The 17,288-nt window shown below is 39.1% G+C and carries 17 protein-coding genes; 4 read left to right on the top strand and 13 right to left on the bottom strand.

What is annotated here, in order from left to right; all coding sequences use genetic code 11:
- Window positions 1-62: 62 nt before the first annotated feature.
- Entirely contained in the window at window positions 63-1,364 is a 1,302-nt protein-coding gene (locus ACQQ2I_RS06650) for a DEAD/DEAH box helicase (RefSeq protein WP_431029775.1), read from the bottom strand.
- A 452-nt stretch (window positions 1,365-1,816) separates the two neighbouring features.
- On the opposite strand from ACQQ2I_RS06650, the gene ACQQ2I_RS06645 reads away from it, so the two are divergent.
- The 3 genes from ACQQ2I_RS06645 (at window position 1,817) to ACQQ2I_RS06635 (ending at window position 4,344) form a co-directional block, all read left to right on the top strand.
- Entirely contained in the window at window positions 1,817-2,086 is a 270-nt protein-coding gene (locus ACQQ2I_RS06645) for a hypothetical protein (protein ID WP_431029774.1), read from the top strand.
- A gap of 619 nt (window positions 2,087-2,705) precedes the next feature.
- On the top strand, window positions 2,706-3,188 hold the full coding sequence (gene vrrA, locus ACQQ2I_RS06640) for a VrrA/YqfQ family protein (protein ID WP_431029773.1): 483 nt from the start codon (window positions 2,706-2,708) through the stop codon (window positions 3,186-3,188).
- Between the two features lie 187 nt (window positions 3,189-3,375).
- Window positions 3,376-4,344 carry a 4-hydroxy-3-methylbut-2-enyl diphosphate reductase gene (locus ACQQ2I_RS06635; RefSeq protein ID WP_431029772.1) on the top strand — a complete coding sequence of 323 codons (969 nt, stop codon included), beginning with the start codon at window positions 3,376-3,378 and terminating at the stop codon, window positions 4,342-4,344.
- A gap of 207 nt (window positions 4,345-4,551) precedes the next feature.
- Here the strand turns inward: ACQQ2I_RS06635 and ACQQ2I_RS06630 are convergent, their stop codons facing one another.
- The 12 genes from ACQQ2I_RS06630 to ACQQ2I_RS06575 form a co-directional block, all read right to left on the bottom strand.
- The gene (locus ACQQ2I_RS06630; protein WP_431029771.1) at window positions 4,552-5,298 is read right to left on the bottom strand and encodes an amino acid ABC transporter ATP-binding protein; all 747 of its coding nucleotides are present in this window, start codon (window positions 5,296-5,298) and stop codon (window positions 4,552-4,554) included.
- 11 nt (window positions 5,299-5,309) lie between these two features.
- On the bottom strand, window positions 5,310-5,966 hold the full coding sequence (locus tag ACQQ2I_RS06625) for an amino acid ABC transporter permease (RefSeq protein WP_431029770.1): 657 nt from the start codon (window positions 5,964-5,966) through the stop codon (window positions 5,310-5,312).
- A gap of 64 nt (window positions 5,967-6,030) precedes the next feature.
- Window positions 6,031-6,810, bottom strand: coding sequence for an amino acid ABC transporter substrate-binding protein (locus tag ACQQ2I_RS06620; RefSeq protein ID WP_431030463.1), 780 nt, complete (start codon window positions 6,808-6,810; stop codon window positions 6,031-6,033).
- A 221-nt stretch (window positions 6,811-7,031) separates the two neighbouring features.
- Entirely contained in the window at window positions 7,032-7,253 is a 222-nt protein-coding gene (locus ACQQ2I_RS06615; protein ID WP_431029769.1) for a hypothetical protein, read from the bottom strand.
- A 9-nt stretch (window positions 7,254-7,262) separates the two neighbouring features.
- Window positions 7,263-8,384, bottom strand: coding sequence for a Nif3-like dinuclear metal center hexameric protein (locus ACQQ2I_RS06610; protein WP_431029768.1), 1,122 nt, complete (start codon window positions 8,382-8,384; stop codon window positions 7,263-7,265).
- Window positions 8,381-9,076 (bottom strand): tRNA (adenine(22)-N(1))-methyltransferase, encoded by a 696-nt coding sequence (locus ACQQ2I_RS06605; RefSeq protein WP_431029767.1) that lies wholly within the window; start codon window positions 9,074-9,076, stop codon window positions 8,381-8,383. Before ACQQ2I_RS06605 ends, ACQQ2I_RS06610 begins: the two co-directional genes overlap by 4 nt.
- 156 nt (window positions 9,077-9,232) lie before the next feature.
- A complete protein-coding gene (cccA, locus tag ACQQ2I_RS06600) occupies window positions 9,233-9,574 on the bottom strand; it encodes a cytochrome c550 (RefSeq protein ID WP_431029766.1) in 342 nt (113 codons plus the stop codon).
- A gap of 301 nt (window positions 9,575-9,875) precedes the next feature.
- Window positions 9,876-10,433 (bottom strand): hypothetical protein, encoded by a 558-nt coding sequence (locus tag ACQQ2I_RS06595; protein WP_431029765.1) that lies wholly within the window; start codon window positions 10,431-10,433, stop codon window positions 9,876-9,878.
- A 238-nt stretch (window positions 10,434-10,671) separates the two neighbouring features.
- Window positions 10,672-11,796: an RNA polymerase sigma factor RpoD gene (gene rpoD / locus ACQQ2I_RS06590; protein ID WP_431029764.1), complete on the bottom strand. Its 1,125-nt coding sequence runs from the start codon at window positions 11,794-11,796 to the stop codon at window positions 10,672-10,674.
- A 33-nt stretch (window positions 11,797-11,829) separates the two neighbouring features.
- Window positions 11,830-13,653 (bottom strand): DNA primase, encoded by a 1,824-nt coding sequence (dnaG, locus tag ACQQ2I_RS06585; RefSeq protein ID WP_431029763.1) that lies wholly within the window; start codon window positions 13,651-13,653, stop codon window positions 11,830-11,832.
- 230 nt (window positions 13,654-13,883) lie between these two features.
- The gene (locus ACQQ2I_RS06580) at window positions 13,884-14,702 is read right to left on the bottom strand and encodes a pyruvate, water dikinase regulatory protein (RefSeq protein ID WP_431029762.1); all 819 of its coding nucleotides are present in this window, start codon (window positions 14,700-14,702) and stop codon (window positions 13,884-13,886) included.
- Between the two features lie 10 nt (window positions 14,703-14,712).
- Window positions 14,713-15,351 carry a helix-turn-helix transcriptional regulator gene (locus ACQQ2I_RS06575; protein WP_431029761.1) on the bottom strand — a complete coding sequence of 213 codons (639 nt, stop codon included), beginning with the start codon at window positions 15,349-15,351 and terminating at the stop codon, window positions 14,713-14,715.
- Between the two features lie 404 nt (window positions 15,352-15,755).
- Between ACQQ2I_RS06575 and ACQQ2I_RS06570 the strand changes: the two genes are divergently transcribed.
- On the top strand, window positions 15,756-17,144 hold the full coding sequence (locus tag ACQQ2I_RS06570) for a glycine--tRNA ligase (RefSeq protein ID WP_431029760.1): 1,389 nt from the start codon (window positions 15,756-15,758) through the stop codon (window positions 17,142-17,144).
- The last annotated feature ends 144 nt before the right edge of the window (window positions 17,145-17,288 follow it).

Below are 17,288 nucleotides of genomic sequence, written 5' to 3'. Positions count from 1 at the left end.
ATAAGAGAAGTCGCGTTGTTCACGCTGACTTCTCTAAATTTTTATGCTTTTTACTAGTAAATTTATTTTTTACCACGATTTTTTAAGCGACGTTCACGCTTTTTAATTTTATCCATTTCCCACTTCATCGCACGCTTATAGCCTGGCTTTACTTTCTTTGGCTTACGTACAAGCGCTTTTGCTTTCACATCAATTTCATTTTCCTGCTTGACGCGATTTTTACGTTGATGGCGATCTTTTAAATCTGTCCATTCACCGTTTTTCACATCTTTTTGCTCGAACGGAATCCCCATCTTCTCAACACGTGCTAATGCATCCTCGTCTTCCGGTGTGTATAGCGTAATCGCTGTTCCTTTGTTACCTGCACGTGCGGTACGACCAACACGGTGGATGAAGAATTCAAGATCTTCTGGGATTTCATAGTTAATAACATGCGAAATACCTTGAATATCGATACCACGCGCAGCAAGGTCTGTCGCTACAATATATTGAAATTCTAAATCACGAATTTGCTTCATCATTTTTTTGCGATCACGTGGTGTTAAATCGCCATGAATTTGCCCGGCACGATTGCCTTGTTCCGCTAAGTAATTCGCCACATGTTCAGCTGTTTTTCGTGTATTACAGAAAATAACCGCTAAAAATGGATTAATACCTTTGATGACATCAAGTAAACGTGAATTACGTGACTTTGAACGGACCGGCACAAGATAAAAGTCAATGTTTTCAGCAACTGGACGTTTATCATTCATATGAATATGAATAGGTGAATCCATATACTTCTTTAAAAATGGCTGTAACTTTTCAGGAATCGTTGCTGAAAATACATACATTTCAAGTTTTTCTGGCATATGACTCGCAAAACCATCAATCTCTTCAATAAAGCCCATATCAAACGCAAGGTCTGCTTCATCAACAACTAAAATCGGAGCTGTATGGACAAGCAGCGCCCCTTCTTTTACTAAATCTTTAATACGTCCTGGTGTCCCTACAACGATTTGCGGCTGTGTTTTTAATTTATCGATTGAACGTTGCTTATCTGTACCGCCGATAAATAATTTCGCTTGAATATTTGTTTTCTCAATTAACTGTTGTAGTGCATCAAAAATTTGCTGTGCAAGCTCACGTGTTGGTGATGTAATGACTGCCTGCACTTCTTGTCGCTCTTCATCAATACGCTCTACGATTGGTAGCAAGAAACTATGCGTTTTACCTGTACCAGTATGCGCCTGTCCAATTGCACTTTTCCCTTTTAAAATTAATGGAATCATTTCTTTTTGAATGGGTGTCGGTTCTTTAAAGCCTAACTCTGCAATCGCGTCCTGCAAAAAAGGCTTCAATTGATAATCTGTATATTTTGACATCTTTTCACTCCTCTATCGTCTCCTATTGTACCACGAAATGTACATTTAGTTGACTAAACGTTCGGTTTACACAAGTATTTTACTTGTTTACGCTTATTAACTTACTTAATTTACTCTAAAATTCATTGGGAATGCAACAAATGCGTGTTCAATCATTATATTTTGAATTTTGTAGCGATTTTAACACGCTAGTCAGACGGAAATATAGATGTAACCTCCGTGTCTGTGCTTCGCCACAGCCCGCACCTGTAGCTATGGCAAAAACATATACTTCTCCATGTTCTTCTTATGTAAAAGCAATCCTTTTCTTTACGCTTACACGTATACAGTATAAACATCTTGCAGGAACGTAACGAAATATTGTTTCCTTACCCTTACTCAACTCAAGCCCAACCTCTATGATCTCAGCGACATATGCTGTAATAACTATAGACATAAGGAGGGTTCATCATTTGTCAAAAAATAATAACAAAAAAGTTCACCAGGACTATAAAGAGATTCTGCAAAGTAACGAGAATACTTCAGCTAAATTAGCCGTAATCGGCGGTATCATTACCACACTAGGTGATGCCATACTTACAATGGCAGCTGTTATCGCATTAGAAGAGTTAGAAACCCAAAATCAGAACAGTAATGTTAGCTTAGATAAACTTACAGAATTAGAAAAGCAAGTTCATTTTTTAACAAAAGAAATTAACAAACTAAAATATCCTCACAAATAGCAGTGATTTCATTCATTCTATCTAACATCGAAAGCTACATCATCACACTTTTAATCCCTTAGTATACTGGTTTTTTCGTGATCACCATCTCAATGCATAAGAGGATAGTGACCATTGCTGGACTTTTTAAATGCGTTGTGTAAATTTCATTTTACTAAACGACAAGAGAAAAACATACACAGATGAGGCAATCTCTCATTGTTAAGACTGTTCCATAACGCAACAGTTTAAAAAGGGGGAGATAGTGAGATATTTTAAAGCTCCATCAATGAAGTACATAGAAGACATGACATTAACATACTACATACAAAACTCGAAGCAACTTAGGAAGAAAGGAGAAAAGCAGCAAGAAACTTAAAGCTAATAATTTACTTCTAAATTCCATGAGCAAATGGACGAATAGGAAGCACTTTACGATGAATTAGAGCATAGAATATAGCAGAATACCCCACCTTAAAAAATCCATTTTAAATAGATAAAAATTGTACAGCAACCTATTCAATGTAGAAGTCTATTAGTTTGTGTATTTGGATTTACTGAACGTTGAGGCAATCATTTGCATATGATAGCTTTAATCAAGCACTGCGTCAATTAATAATGTGACTGAAAGGAGAAAAGTATGTATCCGAATCCGTTTTATCGAAATATACCGTATCAAATGCCAATGTATCCCCCACAGATGCCTATTAGAACACCCGGATTCTTTGGAATGCCTGGCGGCGGTGCTGGATTACCAAGACCCCCAGTACCTCCTGTACCTCTAGGAGCACCTGGAGCACCCGCAGCAGCTGCTGCCGCTGCTGCAGTAGCTGGAGCTGGAGCTGTGCCTTCTCGCATAGAGCAATTTTTACAATCGACAGGTCAATTAATGAAAACTGCTCAAACATATGCTCCCTATGTACAACAAGCAATGCCCATGTTTAAAAACTTACCAGCTCTAATGAAGCTTTATAAAGGGTTCCAAAATATGCCCGACATGCAACAATCGACAGGATCAGCAAGCCCCCCTAAATCAGAAGGGTTTGTTGAATCATCACAAAAACCAAAACGTTCCACTGATTATACGACAAAACCATCGCTTCCTAAAATTTATCAACCTTAGAAAGAGGGAGCTAGGCCCTTTCCTATATACGCATACTGCTTCACTACTAAGCAAAGGAGGTCTCCATATGAGGCCTCCTTTCACTTATCGATTGTCGTTTCCACCTTCTAATTCTCCGAAACGTTCCTTTGTATTAATTTCTATGCTCCGTTATAATAAAAGGACGAGCTTGAAAGGAGTTTGAAGCATGGAAGTTATTAAAATTAATCCGCGTGGATATTGCTATGGGGTTGTTGATGCAATGGTGATCGCCCGTAATGCCGCGCTAGATAAGACATTACCTCGACCAATCTATATTTTAGGTATGATTGTTCATAATAAACATGTAACAGATGCATTTGAGGAAGAAGGCATTATTACACTTGATGGAGATAACCGCAAAGATATTATTGAACAAGTAGAACAAGGAACAGTTATTTTTACTGCGCACGGTGTATCACCAGAAATTCGCGAAATCGCCAAACGTAAAGGTCTAGTATCAATCGATGCGACATGCCCAGACGTAACGGTCACACATGATTTAATTCGCGAAAAGTCAGCACAAGGCTATGATATTATCTATATCGGAAAAAAAGGACATCCGGAACCTGAAGGCGCAATCGGCGTTGCACCAGACCATGTTCACCTTGTCCAATCGATGAAAGATATTGATACATTAACACTTACGAACCCGAATATTTTAGTCACAAACCAAACGACAATGAGTCAATGGGACGTTGCCTTTTTAATGGATAGCATTAAAGAAAAATTCCCACATGTAGAAGTACACAAAGAAATTTGTTTAGCTACACAAGTACGCCAGGAAGCTGTGGCCGAACAAGCTGGCGTTGCTGAGTTGTTAATCGTTGTAGGTGACCCAAAATCAAACAACTCAAACCGTTTAACGCAAGTTTCTGTAGAAATCGCTGGTACCCCTTCTTATCGTATCGGGGATATTTCAGAACTAAAAATCGAATGGTTAATGAATATTGAAAAGGTAGCCGTGACAGCTGGTGCTTCAACACCGACACCAATCGTCAAAGAAGTCATTAACTTCTTAGAAAAATTCGATAAAAATGATCCAGCTACACATGAAATTGTTCGTACCGTCACACTGAACAAAATTTTACCAAAAATCAAAGAGCCAAAACCAGTAGAAAAAATTATGCCTTACTAAGAAAAGCACAAGCGCCCTCTCTAGCCCCGACATGCGTTGGAGATAGGCTCATTGCACACGAAGAAATTTTCGAAACGTCACGAGGGGCTGAGCGCTTACGCTAGACACTCTTTCATTTTGAAAAAGTTTATACTTTTTTACTCTTTAAAAATAGGGGATGTATGAAAAGTGGCATTCACTTTTCATACATCCCCTTCTACTTATAAATTACTTCAAATTTTTCATTAAGAACGCTTTTGTACGTTCATTTTGTGGATTTGTAAAAAACTCATCCGGATGATTTGCCTCAATGACTTCACCTTGGTCCATAAAGATCACTTTATTCGCCACTTCTTTTGCAAAGCCCATTTCATGCGTTACGACAATCATCGTCATATGTTCCTGCGCTAAATCCTTCATTACCTTTAGCACTTCACCCGTTAACTCTGGATCAAGCGCAGATGTTGGCTCGTCAAATAATAAAATTTGTGGGTTTAACATTAGCGCACGTGCAATCGCTACACGCTGCTTTTGTCCACCAGATAAACGACTTGGAAATACATCCGCCTTATCTGCTAAACCTACTTTTTGTAATAAGTCTTGACAACGTGCTTCTATCACTTGAGCAGATTCTATCTTTAACATTTTCGGTGCAATTTCAAGGTTTTGCTTCACCGTTAAGTGCGGGAATAGATTAAAATGTTGGAACACCATACCCATTTTCCCTGTAATCGACTTGATCTCTTCCAATTTTGGATACACGCCATCTTTAGCTAAATACTCGCCATCGATGCGAATGCTTCCCCCATCGATATCCTCTAGATGAATTAAGCTACGTAACATCGTACTTTTCCCAGAGCCTGATGGACCGATGACGGCAATCACATCATTTTTTTCAATCTCAAATGAAATACGCTTTAGTACATCGAGTGTACCGTACGATTTTTTTAAATCTGTAATTTCGATTAATGCCATCGTTTCCACCTCTATTCAAACTTAAAGCGACGTTCAAGCCACTTAAAGAATACTGTTAATACGAGCGTCATAAGTAAATAAATTGCCCCTGCCACAAAGTACGGCACAATAGTAAGATCTCGATTCACTGCTGTTTGAGCAAAGTGTAATAACTCTGGTACGGCTACAGCGTAAAGTAACGCCGTATCCTTAATTAATGTAACCGATTCGTTCGAAACAGCTGGCAATGCAACACGGAACATTTGCGGTAAAACAATGCGCGTTGTCGTTTGCCATTTTGATAAACCAAGTACTTGAGCGGCCTCATATTGCCCTTTATCAATCGCCAGTAAACCGCCACGGAAAATTTCAGCAAAATATGCGGCGTAATTTAAAATAAACCCTAAACACGCTGCAACAAAACGATCTAATACTAAATATTCTCCGATTCCCGGAATCATCGGTAAACCGAAACAAATTAATAATAATTGTAGCAATAGCGGCGTTCCACGCATGACGTAAATATACGTTTGTGCAAACCAAGCAATTGGCTTAAAGCTGCTTTTTACAGCCAGTGTTAATAAAAAGCCGAGTGGAATTGACGCGATAATCGCAATGATAAATAGTAAGACCGTCATTTTAGCCCCATCTAACATCGGTAAAACGATGGAACTCCAATAATCCGCCATGAAATGTCCTCCCAAAAAGATAAGAGTTTCACAGGGAAACTCTTATCGATACATTATTCTCAAATTATTTTAATACTTTGTCTTCTCCAAACCACTTAGTTGAAATGTCAGCAGCAGTACCATCTTCGTTCATTTCATCTAAAGCCGCTTGTAGTTTTTCTAATAAATCCTCATTGCCTTTTTTCACACCTACACCGTATTCTTCTGGTGCCAGCGATTCATCAAGAATTTTGAATGTACCTTCTTCTAATGTCATATAGTACTCTGCTACAACTTCATCGATAATAACAACGTCTACACGACCTGTTTTTAAGTCCGTTAACGCTAATACATTATCCCCGAATTCTGTTACACTATCCACTTTTTCACTAATCGGGTTCGCATTTAATGCATCTAGTGCTGATGATAATGATTGAATCCCTACTTTTTTACCTTCTAAATCAGATAAAGCATGTAATTCTGAATCGGCTAATGTAATAGCTACTTGTGCGTTTGCTAAATAAGGTTTTGTAAATAACACTTTCTCTTTACGCTCATCTGTAATTGTGTAACCATTCCAAATCAGATCGATACGACCACTATTTAATTCTACTTCTTTTGTTTTCCAATCAATTGGTTGGAACTTTGCTTCCATACCCATTTTTTCAGCAGCAGCGCGTGCTAAATCAATATCAAAACCAACAATTTCATTTTTCTCATCACGGAAGCCCATTGGTGCAAATTTATCGTCGATTCCGATGATTACAGTTTCTTTTTCAGTTGACTCTTTGTCTGTTGTACCTGTGCTTGTCCCTTTATCGTCAGAGCTACATGCAGCTAAAACAGCCACAAGCGCCACAAGCATAAGACTAAATTGTAAAAAACGTTTCACCCTAAATCCCTCTCAATCCCTATGTAGTTTAATAGACAGAAAATTCTTCGAACGTTTACTCTACTAAATCGTTAACGTGATAAAGAATAGCATTCAAACTGTTCTATGTCAATATTCGCAAAACAGGTTAGAATATTCTGATTTATCAGCACAATAAAAGTACGGGAAATCAAATGGATTTCCCGTACGCTTCATTATTTAACACATGTAAATTCATAACTTGTTGTTACAATAAAACCATGCTCTGTTACTTCGGCTTGACCGCCACTTTTTTCACATTGCTCTGTTAAACGGTTAATATTTTGATTGCTCACTACACTCATGGCAATCGTAAATAATAATCCGATGACAGCAATAGCAATGCCAATAATCATCCAAATCTTGCCGTTATTTATGACTTGTTTTTCATCCATCATTCATGCCCCTTAAATAAATTGAAATGGTTCTGTATGAATTGTAGACTGAATAAATTCAACATGTAACTTTTTGTCTGCACACATCGCGCTCATTTTCTCAGCTACCCCTTTTATCATTACTTTTTCAACGTGATGTCCGGGATCTACAATATTTAGTCCGTTTATTTCTGCATCTTGCGCCATGTGGAAGCCAATGTCCCCTGTGACAAATGCATCCGCTCCTGCAAATTTGGCTGTACGGATATATTTATTGCCATCGCCACCGACAACAGCTACTTTGCGGACCATGCTATCAAGCTCTCCTACAACACGTAGTGCGGGCACATCTAATTGTACTTTCACATGCTCAGCAAACTGTTTTAGTGTCATAGGTTTTGCCAAGCTACCAATGCGCCCTAGTCCTTGCTCATTCGCTTGCAAATCCAGTGTCCACACATCATAAGCTGGCTCCTCGTACGGATGTGTATTTAACATCGCTTTTAATACTTTGTTTTTGACGCTTGTAGAAAAAACAACCTCAATCTTCTCTTCATCTGCTACTTCCATTTCACCAACTTGGCCTAAAAAAGGATTTGCTCCTTCCAAAGCACGGAAGCGTCCTTCACCGCTTGATGTAAAGCTACAAGCATCATACAAACCAATTTGTCCTGCTCCAGCTTTTGCGAGTGCTGTACGCATCTCGTCTACATGCGTTTTTGGTGTAAATATAGCTAACTTCATAAGCTGTTCACTATATGTGTGCTCTAAAATTTGACGATTTTCTAACCCAAGTGCATCGGCTAATAAATCATTTACCCCACCTGGTGCAACATCTAAGTTTGTATGTGCTGCATAAACGGCTATATCATGTTTTAAACATTTTTCAAAGAGCTTTCCTTGAGGGTTATCTGTTCGTAGATGACTTAACTTAAAGAAAATCGGCGGATGGTGTGCAATGATTAATTCACATTCGTTTGCAATTGCTTCATCCACCACTGCATCTGTCACATCAAGTGTCACCAATACTTTACTTACGGATTTATTCAATGTACCAATCGCTAATCCAATCGGATCGTTTGGCATACATGCGTATTTCTTTGGCGCCCAACTTTCAAATAACTGAATGATTTCATTTCCATTTGCAGTTTTCATGTAAGTGCCTCCTGTACAAGTTCAATTAAATGATGCAATTCCGCACGTTTATTTTCAATTTCTGACGTCGCTTCAGCTTTTTCAATCGATTGTAATACACGCGCCCAATTCGCCATTTCGCGTGTCCATTTTTGCATAAATACAGGAGATTTTTCTGCCATTAGCTTTTTACCAAGTAAAATTTCTGCCTCCGTATAACTTTCCTGTCCACGCTGCAGCACTAGAATTTCGTAGATTTTATCATCTTCCTCTAAAATCGCTTCATCAAGAATAGCCCACCCGCTTCGAATGGCCCATTCACGAATCGCCTTTGCATGAATGTTCGGTTGTAAAATGAGACGTGTCACACTTTGCAAGCTTTCTGGATTGTTCTCTAAAATGGATACGATTAATGGACCACCCATTCCAGCAATTGTCACCGTATCCACTTGATCTTCGGGATGGACCGCTGCTAGCCCATCCGCTAAACGTACCGTAATTGCTTCCGATAGCCCTTCTGTTCGAACTTGTCGCACGGCTGATTCATGCGGTCCCTTGACAACCTCTCCTGCAATCGCGCGGCTTACAATACCTTTATGTACTAAATTACAAGGTAAGTAAGCGTGATCACTTCCGATATCTGCTAATACCGCTCCCGTTGGCACGAACGACGCAACCATTTCTAGACGTTTTGAAAGCTTTTGTGCATTCATAGTTTACCCTCACTTTACTAAATTCCAATTCCAACATTTATTATATAAAAAAATAAACCCTTAGTCGCCTTACAACTAAGGATTTATGATAGACAATGAAAAAAGTGTAGATATTTGCGAAAAATGCGCTTATCTACACTTTTGATTGTTTGATGCTTACTCTAAACCAGCAATATAGTCAGCAACTGCTTGCGCTTCAGCTTCGTTTGTAATAACAGCAGGCATTGTACCTTGACCGTTCATTACTACAGTTTTCACGTGCTCAGCATCTAGACCACCAGTTAAAGCTGGTCCCATACCGCCGCCTAAGTCACCACCGTGACAGCCGATACAAGAAGATTGTACTAATGCTGCGCCATCGATTTCTGCAGTAGCTTCACCGCTTTCACCTTCGTGTGCTTCATCTTTGTTTCCAGCGCCTTGTAATGACATGAAGAAAATAAGTCCGATACCGAATGCCATAATTAGGACGTAAGGAATAAGTGGATTGTTTTTCATAGCGTATATACCCTCCCTCATTTAAAAACTGCTTCTATAAATATAGAATCATTTCAACAATCATTATTGTACTTCATTAACGGAGAAACGAAAAGCCCTAAAAGGGAACTTTTCTTTTGTTTGTAACAATTTTGACATTTATACGTCAATAACTGACATCTCTAATAGACAAAGACATACCTGCGCTATATAGCAGGTCGAGTTTGAGAGCATGACTTCAATCCCTTCACTTGCTAACGCTTCACTGTGGGTATGTGTTCCTACTAATTTCTAAAATAAAGAAAATTTATACAGTTAAATTCTACATATTCATTGCACTATAAATGATGATCGCCACCATTCCTAGTAAACCCGATATAGTAAAATAAATTAACTTCATTTTTAATCCCGACAAAAACCAAAATAAGCTATTTCCCATCAGTACACTATAAATAGCTAAATCATTTTTAGGTAAATACGTTAAGCACAATTTAACTGTAAGGCCTAATAGTATAAGTGCTCCACTAATATAAAGAACGGGTGTTAACAGTTCATTCTTTTTGGCATAATAAAATGCTGCAAATAGCGTACCTATAGCAAGTATTGTGGCTGGAATAGCGGCGAACCATACCGTATCAATTGTGAATAATAATGCAAATAATATAATTGCTAGTAATGGAAATAGAACAAGCATCCATTGACGCTTTTGCTTTTCCTTACCTTTCACAGACTGCTTTGCCTTTCCGACAAGTTCTTCACTTTCATGATTGCCACCTGTATAAAGCGTCATTAAAAAATCGCAATAGTGTTCTGGTAATAACTTATTTTTTCGCCAAAATGTAATTTCATTAATAATAATTTGTTTGCGTTGATTTGCCATGCATGCATCTCCAAAATTTATATAATTTATAAAACTATTCTAACGGATACTATAGTCATTCGAAATCCACAAAAAGTAACATCAACATAAAAATTCAGTTTTTTTTATATGACTAAATACATAAATAAGCGAATTACAGCATGTATAATGCTCTACTCTTTTACTAAATAAAAAGAGTGTAGATTGTAGTCGAATGATCGACGTTCTCTACACTCTTGTACATATTAAAATGACATCATTATTCTAAAAAGTCTTTTAAGCGTTTGGAACGTGATGGATGACGTAATTTACGCAATGCTTTTGCCTCAATTTGGCGAATACGTTCACGTGTTACACCAAACACTTTCCCTACTTCTTCAAGCGTGCGTGTACGGCCGTCATCTAATCCAAATCGCAGACGAAGCACGTTCTCTTCACGATCTGTTAACGTATCTAACACATCTTCTAGCTGTTCTTTTAACAATTCATATGCTGCATGGTCTGAAGGTGATTGTGCTTCAGAATCTTCAATGAAGTCCCCTAAATGCGAATCATCTTCTTCCCCAATCGGTGTTTCTAAAGAAACAGGCTCTTGTGCGATTTTTAAAATCTCACGTACCTTTTCAGGTGTTAGGTCCATTTCCTCACCGATTTCTTCCGGAGACGGTTCACGTCCTAAATCTTGCAATAACTGGCGTTGAACACGGATTAATTTATTGATTGTTTCAACCATATGCACTGGAATACGAATCGTACGTGCTTGGTCAGCAATCGCACGCGTAATCGCCTGGCGAATCCACCATGTTGCATACGTTGAAAATTTAAATCCTTTTCGGTGGTCAAACTTTTCAACCGCTTTAATTAACCCCATGTTTCCTTCTTGAATCAGGTCTAAGAAAAGCATACCGCGGCCAACATAGCGTTTTGCAATGGATACTACTAGACGTAAGTTTGCTTCAGCTAAACGTTTTCGCGCTTCTTCATCACCTTGCTCGATACGCTCTGCTAAGCGAATTTCTTCTTCGGCGGAAAGTAAATCAACACGGCCAATTTCTTTTAAATACATGCGAACTGGGTCGTTAATTTTTACACCAGGAGGAACACTTAAATCATTTAAATCAAATGCTTCTTCGCTTGCTTCCTGCTTTGACAATGCTTCTTCTTCAAACTCTTCCTTACCTTCAACTTGCACATCATTTTTTTCAATTTCATCTGCGAAATTAAAAATTTCTTCTGAATCTAAATCAAATGCTGCAAGCTTATCCGAAATTTCTTTCATAGAAATTTCACCTTCTTGTTTTGCCTTTGCTTTCAGAAGCGCCTTCACCCCATCTAAAGTAAGTTCATTTCCTGTTTCTTTCGAACGTTCTGACTTGTCCGCCATAAACCTTCCTCCTTCTATGCAAACCGAATCGGATTACATGCTCGATAGTTGCCGCTTTAACTCAATTTGTTTAGTAACTAAATCACGAGCTCGTAGGTAATCAAACATTTTCTCCGCTTCTTTACTTTCATGAATTAACTGATCTATTTCCAATTGAATACGATGTTTCTTTATATGCTTTAAACAATCTGCCATTTCCTGTTCACTATGATCGGGGTCTCGCTCAACTAATGCAGCTTCCATAACAATTTTCCGAAGATTAGCATCATCTAACAATTCTACAAAGCGATGGTAATCAGGTGATGCATACTCCTCGTAAAAACCGATTAATTTCACAAAAACCGTTTTATAATCATCCCGAATGAACGGATTTGGGTCTTCACTCTTTAAGAGTTTGTCAACAACATAAACATTATGCAACATATGTGAAAGTAATAATCGCTCGGCACGTTCTGTAGCAGTTAATGGCTTGTTAGGCGTCACCGATTGTTGCTCAATAAGCTCTATTTTCTTTTGAGCTTGCTTATGATGTTTCACTTGTTCCGCTTCAAACTTGCGGTACTCGGCTTCAATTGCTTGTTTCGTAATATTCGTCTCTTTCGCAAGCTGATTAATGTATAAATCACGCTCAATCGGTGACGTTTTACCGACTAAATGCTCGAGTACTTCATGAATGTATTGGAACGTATCATTTTCAAATTGGAAATTTTTCCCCCGTCTTGCATGCATCATCATAAATGCAATATACGCATACGGCTTTTCTAATATTTGATTTGTAAAACTTTCTGCCCCGTACTGATTAATATAATCATCCGGGTCCATTTTATCAGGCAATATTGCAACTTCGACTTTTATCTTTTCAGCATGCAATATTTCAGCAGCACGTTTCGCCCCTTCAACACCAGCATTGTCCCCGTCATAGCAAATCGTAATTTGCTCCGCTAAGCGCTTAAGCTTTTGGACATGCTGTGGTGTCAGCGACGTTCCCATCGTAGCGACTGCATTGTACACACCAGCACGGTTCGCAGCCAACACATCCATAAACCCTTCCATGAGGATAATTTTGCGTGTTTTGCGAATCGATGCACGTGCTCTATCTAAATTGTAAAGCACTTGACTTTTATGAAATATTGGTGACTCTGGACTGTTTAAATATTTCGCTTCTTCTGCCTCACTATTTAAAATTCGCCCTGAAAACGCAATTCCCTTTCCGTTTTCATCGCGAATTGGAAACATAATTCGACCTCGAAAACGATCAAAATATCGATTATCGTTTTCTTTATGAATAATTAAGCCACCTGTTGCCATATCCTCTAACGTAAAACCTTTACGTTCCAGTAGCGTCGTTAGTGCATCCCATTGAGGCAGAGCCCAACCAATTTTATGTGTATCAATGAGCTCGCGTGTAAAACCACGCTCTAGTAAATAATTTAGTGCCGGCTCGCCCTCTTCCGTGTTAATAAGCAAGTGATGGTAAAACTCTATCGCAAACTCATGCGCCTCACGCATTTTTTGTTCTGCTGGTGAGAGCCCTTTTACCACTTCTCCACTCTGTGGTTGCACATCAACTTGAACGCCGACACGCTCTGCAAGCTTTACTACCGCATCAGGAAATGAAACATTTTCAATATCCATGACAAATGTAATGGCATTGCCACCGGCGCCACAACCAAAGCAGTGGAAAATTTGCTTATCTTGAGATACTGAAAAAGAGGGTGTTTGTTCGCCATGAAACGGGCATAATCCGAACCAGTTACGCCCTCTTCTTGTTAACTGCATATAGTCACTAATGACGTCGACTATATCAGACTGCGAACGAATCTGCTCAATTAAATGTTCAGGTATTTTCCCAGTCATGTCATCACCATTCTTTTTTGTCCTTAAACACAATTCGAGATAAAACGAAAAATCCCTCTAAATTTCGACAAAAAATTTTAATATTCTTCATGTTTTTGTCTCTTTGCGAATATTTTTACCACAATTTTATTATTATAAAACAAATTCCAAAATAATTCCATACTTTTTTACTATAGCACGTTAAAAAAACCTCCTCCTAGAGTCGAGGTGGTTTAGATTTTGCATAATAATTATATGATTTTTCCCTGTTCAATTTTTTCAACAATACAGTTCGCTGTTTCTTCAACTGCTTTATTTGTTACATCAATTACTTCACAGCCTACTTTTTCAGCTATTCGATAGAAGTGGTGAATCTCCTCTTCAATCCGAGAATGCTGTGCATAAACAGCACCCTCCATTAAACCAAGGGCAATTAACCGCTCTTTCCGTATATTGTTTAGTTGTCCTGGTGAAATAACTAAACCAAAACACTTTTTCGGGTCAACATGAAATAATTCTACCGGCGGCTCCACTTCAGGCACTAACGGCACATTTGCCACTTTATAGCGTTTGTGGGCTAAATATTGCGATAAGGGCGTCTTCGATGTACGTGAAACACCAATCAACACAATGTCAGCTAATAAAATCCCCCGCGGATCGCGACCATCGTCGTATTTTACTGCAAACTCGATGGCTTCAATTTTTTTAAAATAGTAATCATCTAGCTGATGGACGATACCGGGTTTTCCTAGTGGTTTTGTATTTATTTTTTTCTCTACCGCATCAAGCATGGGCCCAAGTAAATCAATAGCCGTGACCCCTTCTCGCTGACTCGCTTCTACCATTACACTACGAAGCTGATGTAATACGAGCGTAAAAATAATGATGGCATCTTGTCTCCTGGCCATTTTTACAATTTGTTCAATATGCTCTACTTCTTGAATATGAGGAAATCGCTGTATGACAACATGCTCAAATGTCGGTCTAAACTGGCTTATTACTGCCTTTACAGCGACCTCCCCTGTTTCACCGACTGAATCTGACACAACAAAAAAACGCAACGTTTTCATACGTCACTTCCTACAACTCATGCGTTTCCGCAAGCGAAATAAACGCCTTTGTAATATTCGTTTTCGTTAAGCGCCCTACAATTTCAAGTCCTGACTCTTTTTCATTTACGACAGGCAAAGAATCGATTTCGCGATCAATCAATTTTTTAGCTGCTAAAATAAGTGAATCATATTTTGTGCAGTATGCGATATTCGGCATACGCGTCATAATAATATGAACAGGAATCTTCGTTAAATCTTGTGTACCGATGCTTGTACGTAGCAAATCTTTTCGAGATAACACACCTTGCAAATGTTTATCTTTATCTACTACAAACAACGTTCCTACATCTTCTGAGAACATACGTAAAATAGCATCATATACCGTTAGATTTTCAGAAACTATAACCGGCATAGCTTGGAAATCTTTCACTTTCAAATTCATCATGGATTCTGTTAAGGATACTGTTGTTTTCTTCCCAGCATAGAAGTATCCTACACGTGGTCTTGCGTCTAAAAAGCCCGCCATTGTTAAAATCGCTAAATCCGGTCTTAACGTAGCCCTTGTTAAACTCAGGCGCTCTGCAATTTGTTCACCTGTAATAGGGCCGTTCTCTTTTACGATTTGTAAAATAGCGTCTTGACGTTTATTGAGTTCTATTGGACTCACCCGCCTCAAATAATGTTATACTTATTCGACTAATATTATATACTATTTCGCCAATGATTGCGAAGAATAAAACTAGAATGTTCTTTATTGACACTTCAAGCGTTTTATTGCAATATGTACAGTATAAACTGAATAGGCGATGAACGGGATAATAAGTAATTTTTCAAACGACTAGCGAGTAGGGATAGTGAAAGCCTACAACCGAAAAATGAAACGGCACCCCGTGAGCTAACGTTTTGAAAGAGGTTTGTTTGATTGGCATGTGCGCATTTTTCTATGCGATGTCCCTCTCATGCAAGCAAGCGGGGTGGAACCGCGGGTGGAAACACTCGTCCCCGGGCAGAATAATACGCCCGGAGACGAGTGTTTTTGTTTTTCGGGCAACAATCAAGGAGGAATTTTTCATGACACAAAAATCAATGGAAACTATCGTAAGCTTAGCTAAACAACGAGGATTTGTATTCCCTGGTTCTGAGATCTATGGTGGTCTTGCTAACACTTGGGATTACGGTCCACTAGGTGTGGAGTTAAAAAACAATGTTAAAAAAGCTTGGTGGCAAAAATTCGTACAAGAATCCGAGCATAACGTAGGGCTTGATGCTGCAATTTTAATGAACCCTCGTGCTTGGGTAGCATCTGGTCACGTTGGGAACTTCAACGACCCAATGATAGACTGTAAAGCATGTAAAGCGCGTCATCGTGCAGATAAATTAATTGAAGATGCTTCTTTAACGAAAACGGGTAAAGAAATTATCGTCGATGGTATGAGCTTTGACCAAATGAAAGCAAAAATGGACGAATTAGACGTAGCATGTCCGGACTGCGACAAGAAAGACTGGACAGATATCCGTCAGTTCAACTTAATGTTCAAAACACACCAAGGTGTAACAGAAAGCTCATCAAACGAAATTTACTTACGCCCTGAAACAGCACAAGGTATTTTCGTAAACTTTAAAAATGTGCAGCGTTCAATGCGTAAACGTACACCATTCGGTATCGCACAAATCGGTAAATCATTCCGTAACGAAATTACACCAGGTAACTTCACGTTCCGTACACGTGAATTCGAGCAAATGGAGCTTGAATTCTTCTGTAAACCAGGGGAAGACCTTGAGTGGCATGCTTATTGGAAAGAATTCTGTAAAAACTGGTTACTTGCACTTGGTATGAAAGAAGATTCTATGCGCCTTCGTGACCACGAAGAAGATGAGTTATCACACTACTCAAACGCAACAACGGACATCGAGTTCCGCTTCCCATTCGGTTGGGGCGAGCTTTGGGGTGTCGCAGACCGTACAGATTATGATTTAAAACAACATATGGAGCACTCTGGTGAAGACTTCACCTACATCGACCCAGTGACAAACGAACGCTATGTTCCTTACTGTATCGAGCCATCTTTAGGGGCGGACCGTGTCACATTAGCATTCTTATGCGACGCTTATGAGGAAGAAGAGCTTGAAGGCGGCGATGTACGTAACGTATTACGCTTCCACCCAGCACTTGCACCATTTAAAGCAGCAGTATTACCACTTTCTAAAAAATTATCAGAAGGTGCAGAAGCAGTTTGGGGTGAATTACGCAAATCATTCCCAGTAGATTACGATGAGTCACAATCAATCGGTAAACGCTACCGTCGCCAAGACGAAATCGGTACACCATTCTGTATCACATACGACTTCGACTCAGCAGAAGACGGCCAAGTAACAGTCCGCCACCGCGACTCTATGGAGCAAATCCGCATGCCGATTTCAGAAGTAAAAGCTTATATCGAACAGCATTTACACTTCTAATTGCACTAGGGACTTAGTTCACGTCAGTGAGCTAAGTCTTTTTTTAGGCGCATGCGGATTTGCGACGAGGATTGTGGCGTCAGCGACAACCGCAGGAGCACCTCTTTCGCATGCCTATTTCAGAAGTAAAAGCTTATATCGAAC

The sequence above is a fragment of the Lysinibacillus sp. LZ02 genome, assembly GCF_050613145.1.
Classification (GTDB): domain Bacteria; phylum Bacillota; class Bacilli; order Bacillales_A; family Planococcaceae; genus Lysinibacillus_B.
This window is presented reverse-complemented; position numbering and strand designations above follow the sequence as displayed.

Excerpts from the sequence above, each read along its gene's own strand:
- ACQQ2I_RS06650 (WP_431029775.1), bottom strand. The coding sequence starts at position 1,364 with ATGTCAAAATATACAGATTATCAATTGAAGCCTTTTTTGCAGGACGCG.
- vrrA (WP_431029773.1), top strand. The coding sequence starts at position 2,706 with ATGTATCCGAATCCGTTTTATCGAAATATACCGTATCAAATGCCAATG.
- ACQQ2I_RS06635 (WP_431029772.1), top strand. The coding sequence starts at position 3,376 with ATGGAAGTTATTAAAATTAATCCGCGTGGATATTGCTATGGGGTTGTT.
- ACQQ2I_RS06630 (WP_431029771.1), bottom strand. The coding sequence starts at position 5,298 with ATGGCATTAATCGAAATTACAGATTTAAAAAAATCGTACGGTACACTC.
- ACQQ2I_RS06625 (WP_431029770.1), bottom strand. The coding sequence starts at position 5,966 with ATGGCGGATTATTGGAGTTCCATCGTTTTACCGATGTTAGATGGGGCT.
- ACQQ2I_RS06620 (WP_431030463.1), bottom strand. The coding sequence starts at position 6,810 with ATGCTTGTGGCGCTTGTGGCTGTTTTAGCTGCATGTAGCTCTGACGAT.
- ACQQ2I_RS06615 (WP_431029769.1), bottom strand. The coding sequence starts at position 7,253 with ATGATGGATGAAAAACAAGTCATAAATAACGGCAAGATTTGGATGATT.
- ACQQ2I_RS06610 (WP_431029768.1), bottom strand. The coding sequence starts at position 8,384 with ATGAAAACTGCAAATGGAAATGAAATCATTCAGTTATTTGAAAGTTGG.
- ACQQ2I_RS06605 (WP_431029767.1), bottom strand. The coding sequence starts at position 9,076 with ATGAATGCACAAAAGCTTTCAAAACGTCTAGAAATGGTTGCGTCGTTC.
- cccA (WP_431029766.1), bottom strand. The coding sequence starts at position 9,574 with ATGAAAAACAATCCACTTATTCCTTACGTCCTAATTATGGCATTCGGT.
- ACQQ2I_RS06595 (WP_431029765.1), bottom strand. The coding sequence starts at position 10,433 with ATGGCAAATCAACGCAAACAAATTATTATTAATGAAATTACATTTTGG.
- rpoD (WP_431029764.1), bottom strand. The coding sequence starts at position 11,796 with ATGGCGGACAAGTCAGAACGTTCGAAAGAAACAGGAAATGAACTTACT.
- dnaG (WP_431029763.1), bottom strand. The coding sequence starts at position 13,653 with ATGACTGGGAAAATACCTGAACATTTAATTGAGCAGATTCGTTCGCAG.
- ACQQ2I_RS06580 (WP_431029762.1), bottom strand. The coding sequence starts at position 14,702 with ATGAAAACGTTGCGTTTTTTTGTTGTGTCAGATTCAGTCGGTGAAACA.
- ACQQ2I_RS06570 (WP_431029760.1), top strand. The coding sequence starts at position 15,756 with ATGACACAAAAATCAATGGAAACTATCGTAAGCTTAGCTAAACAACGA.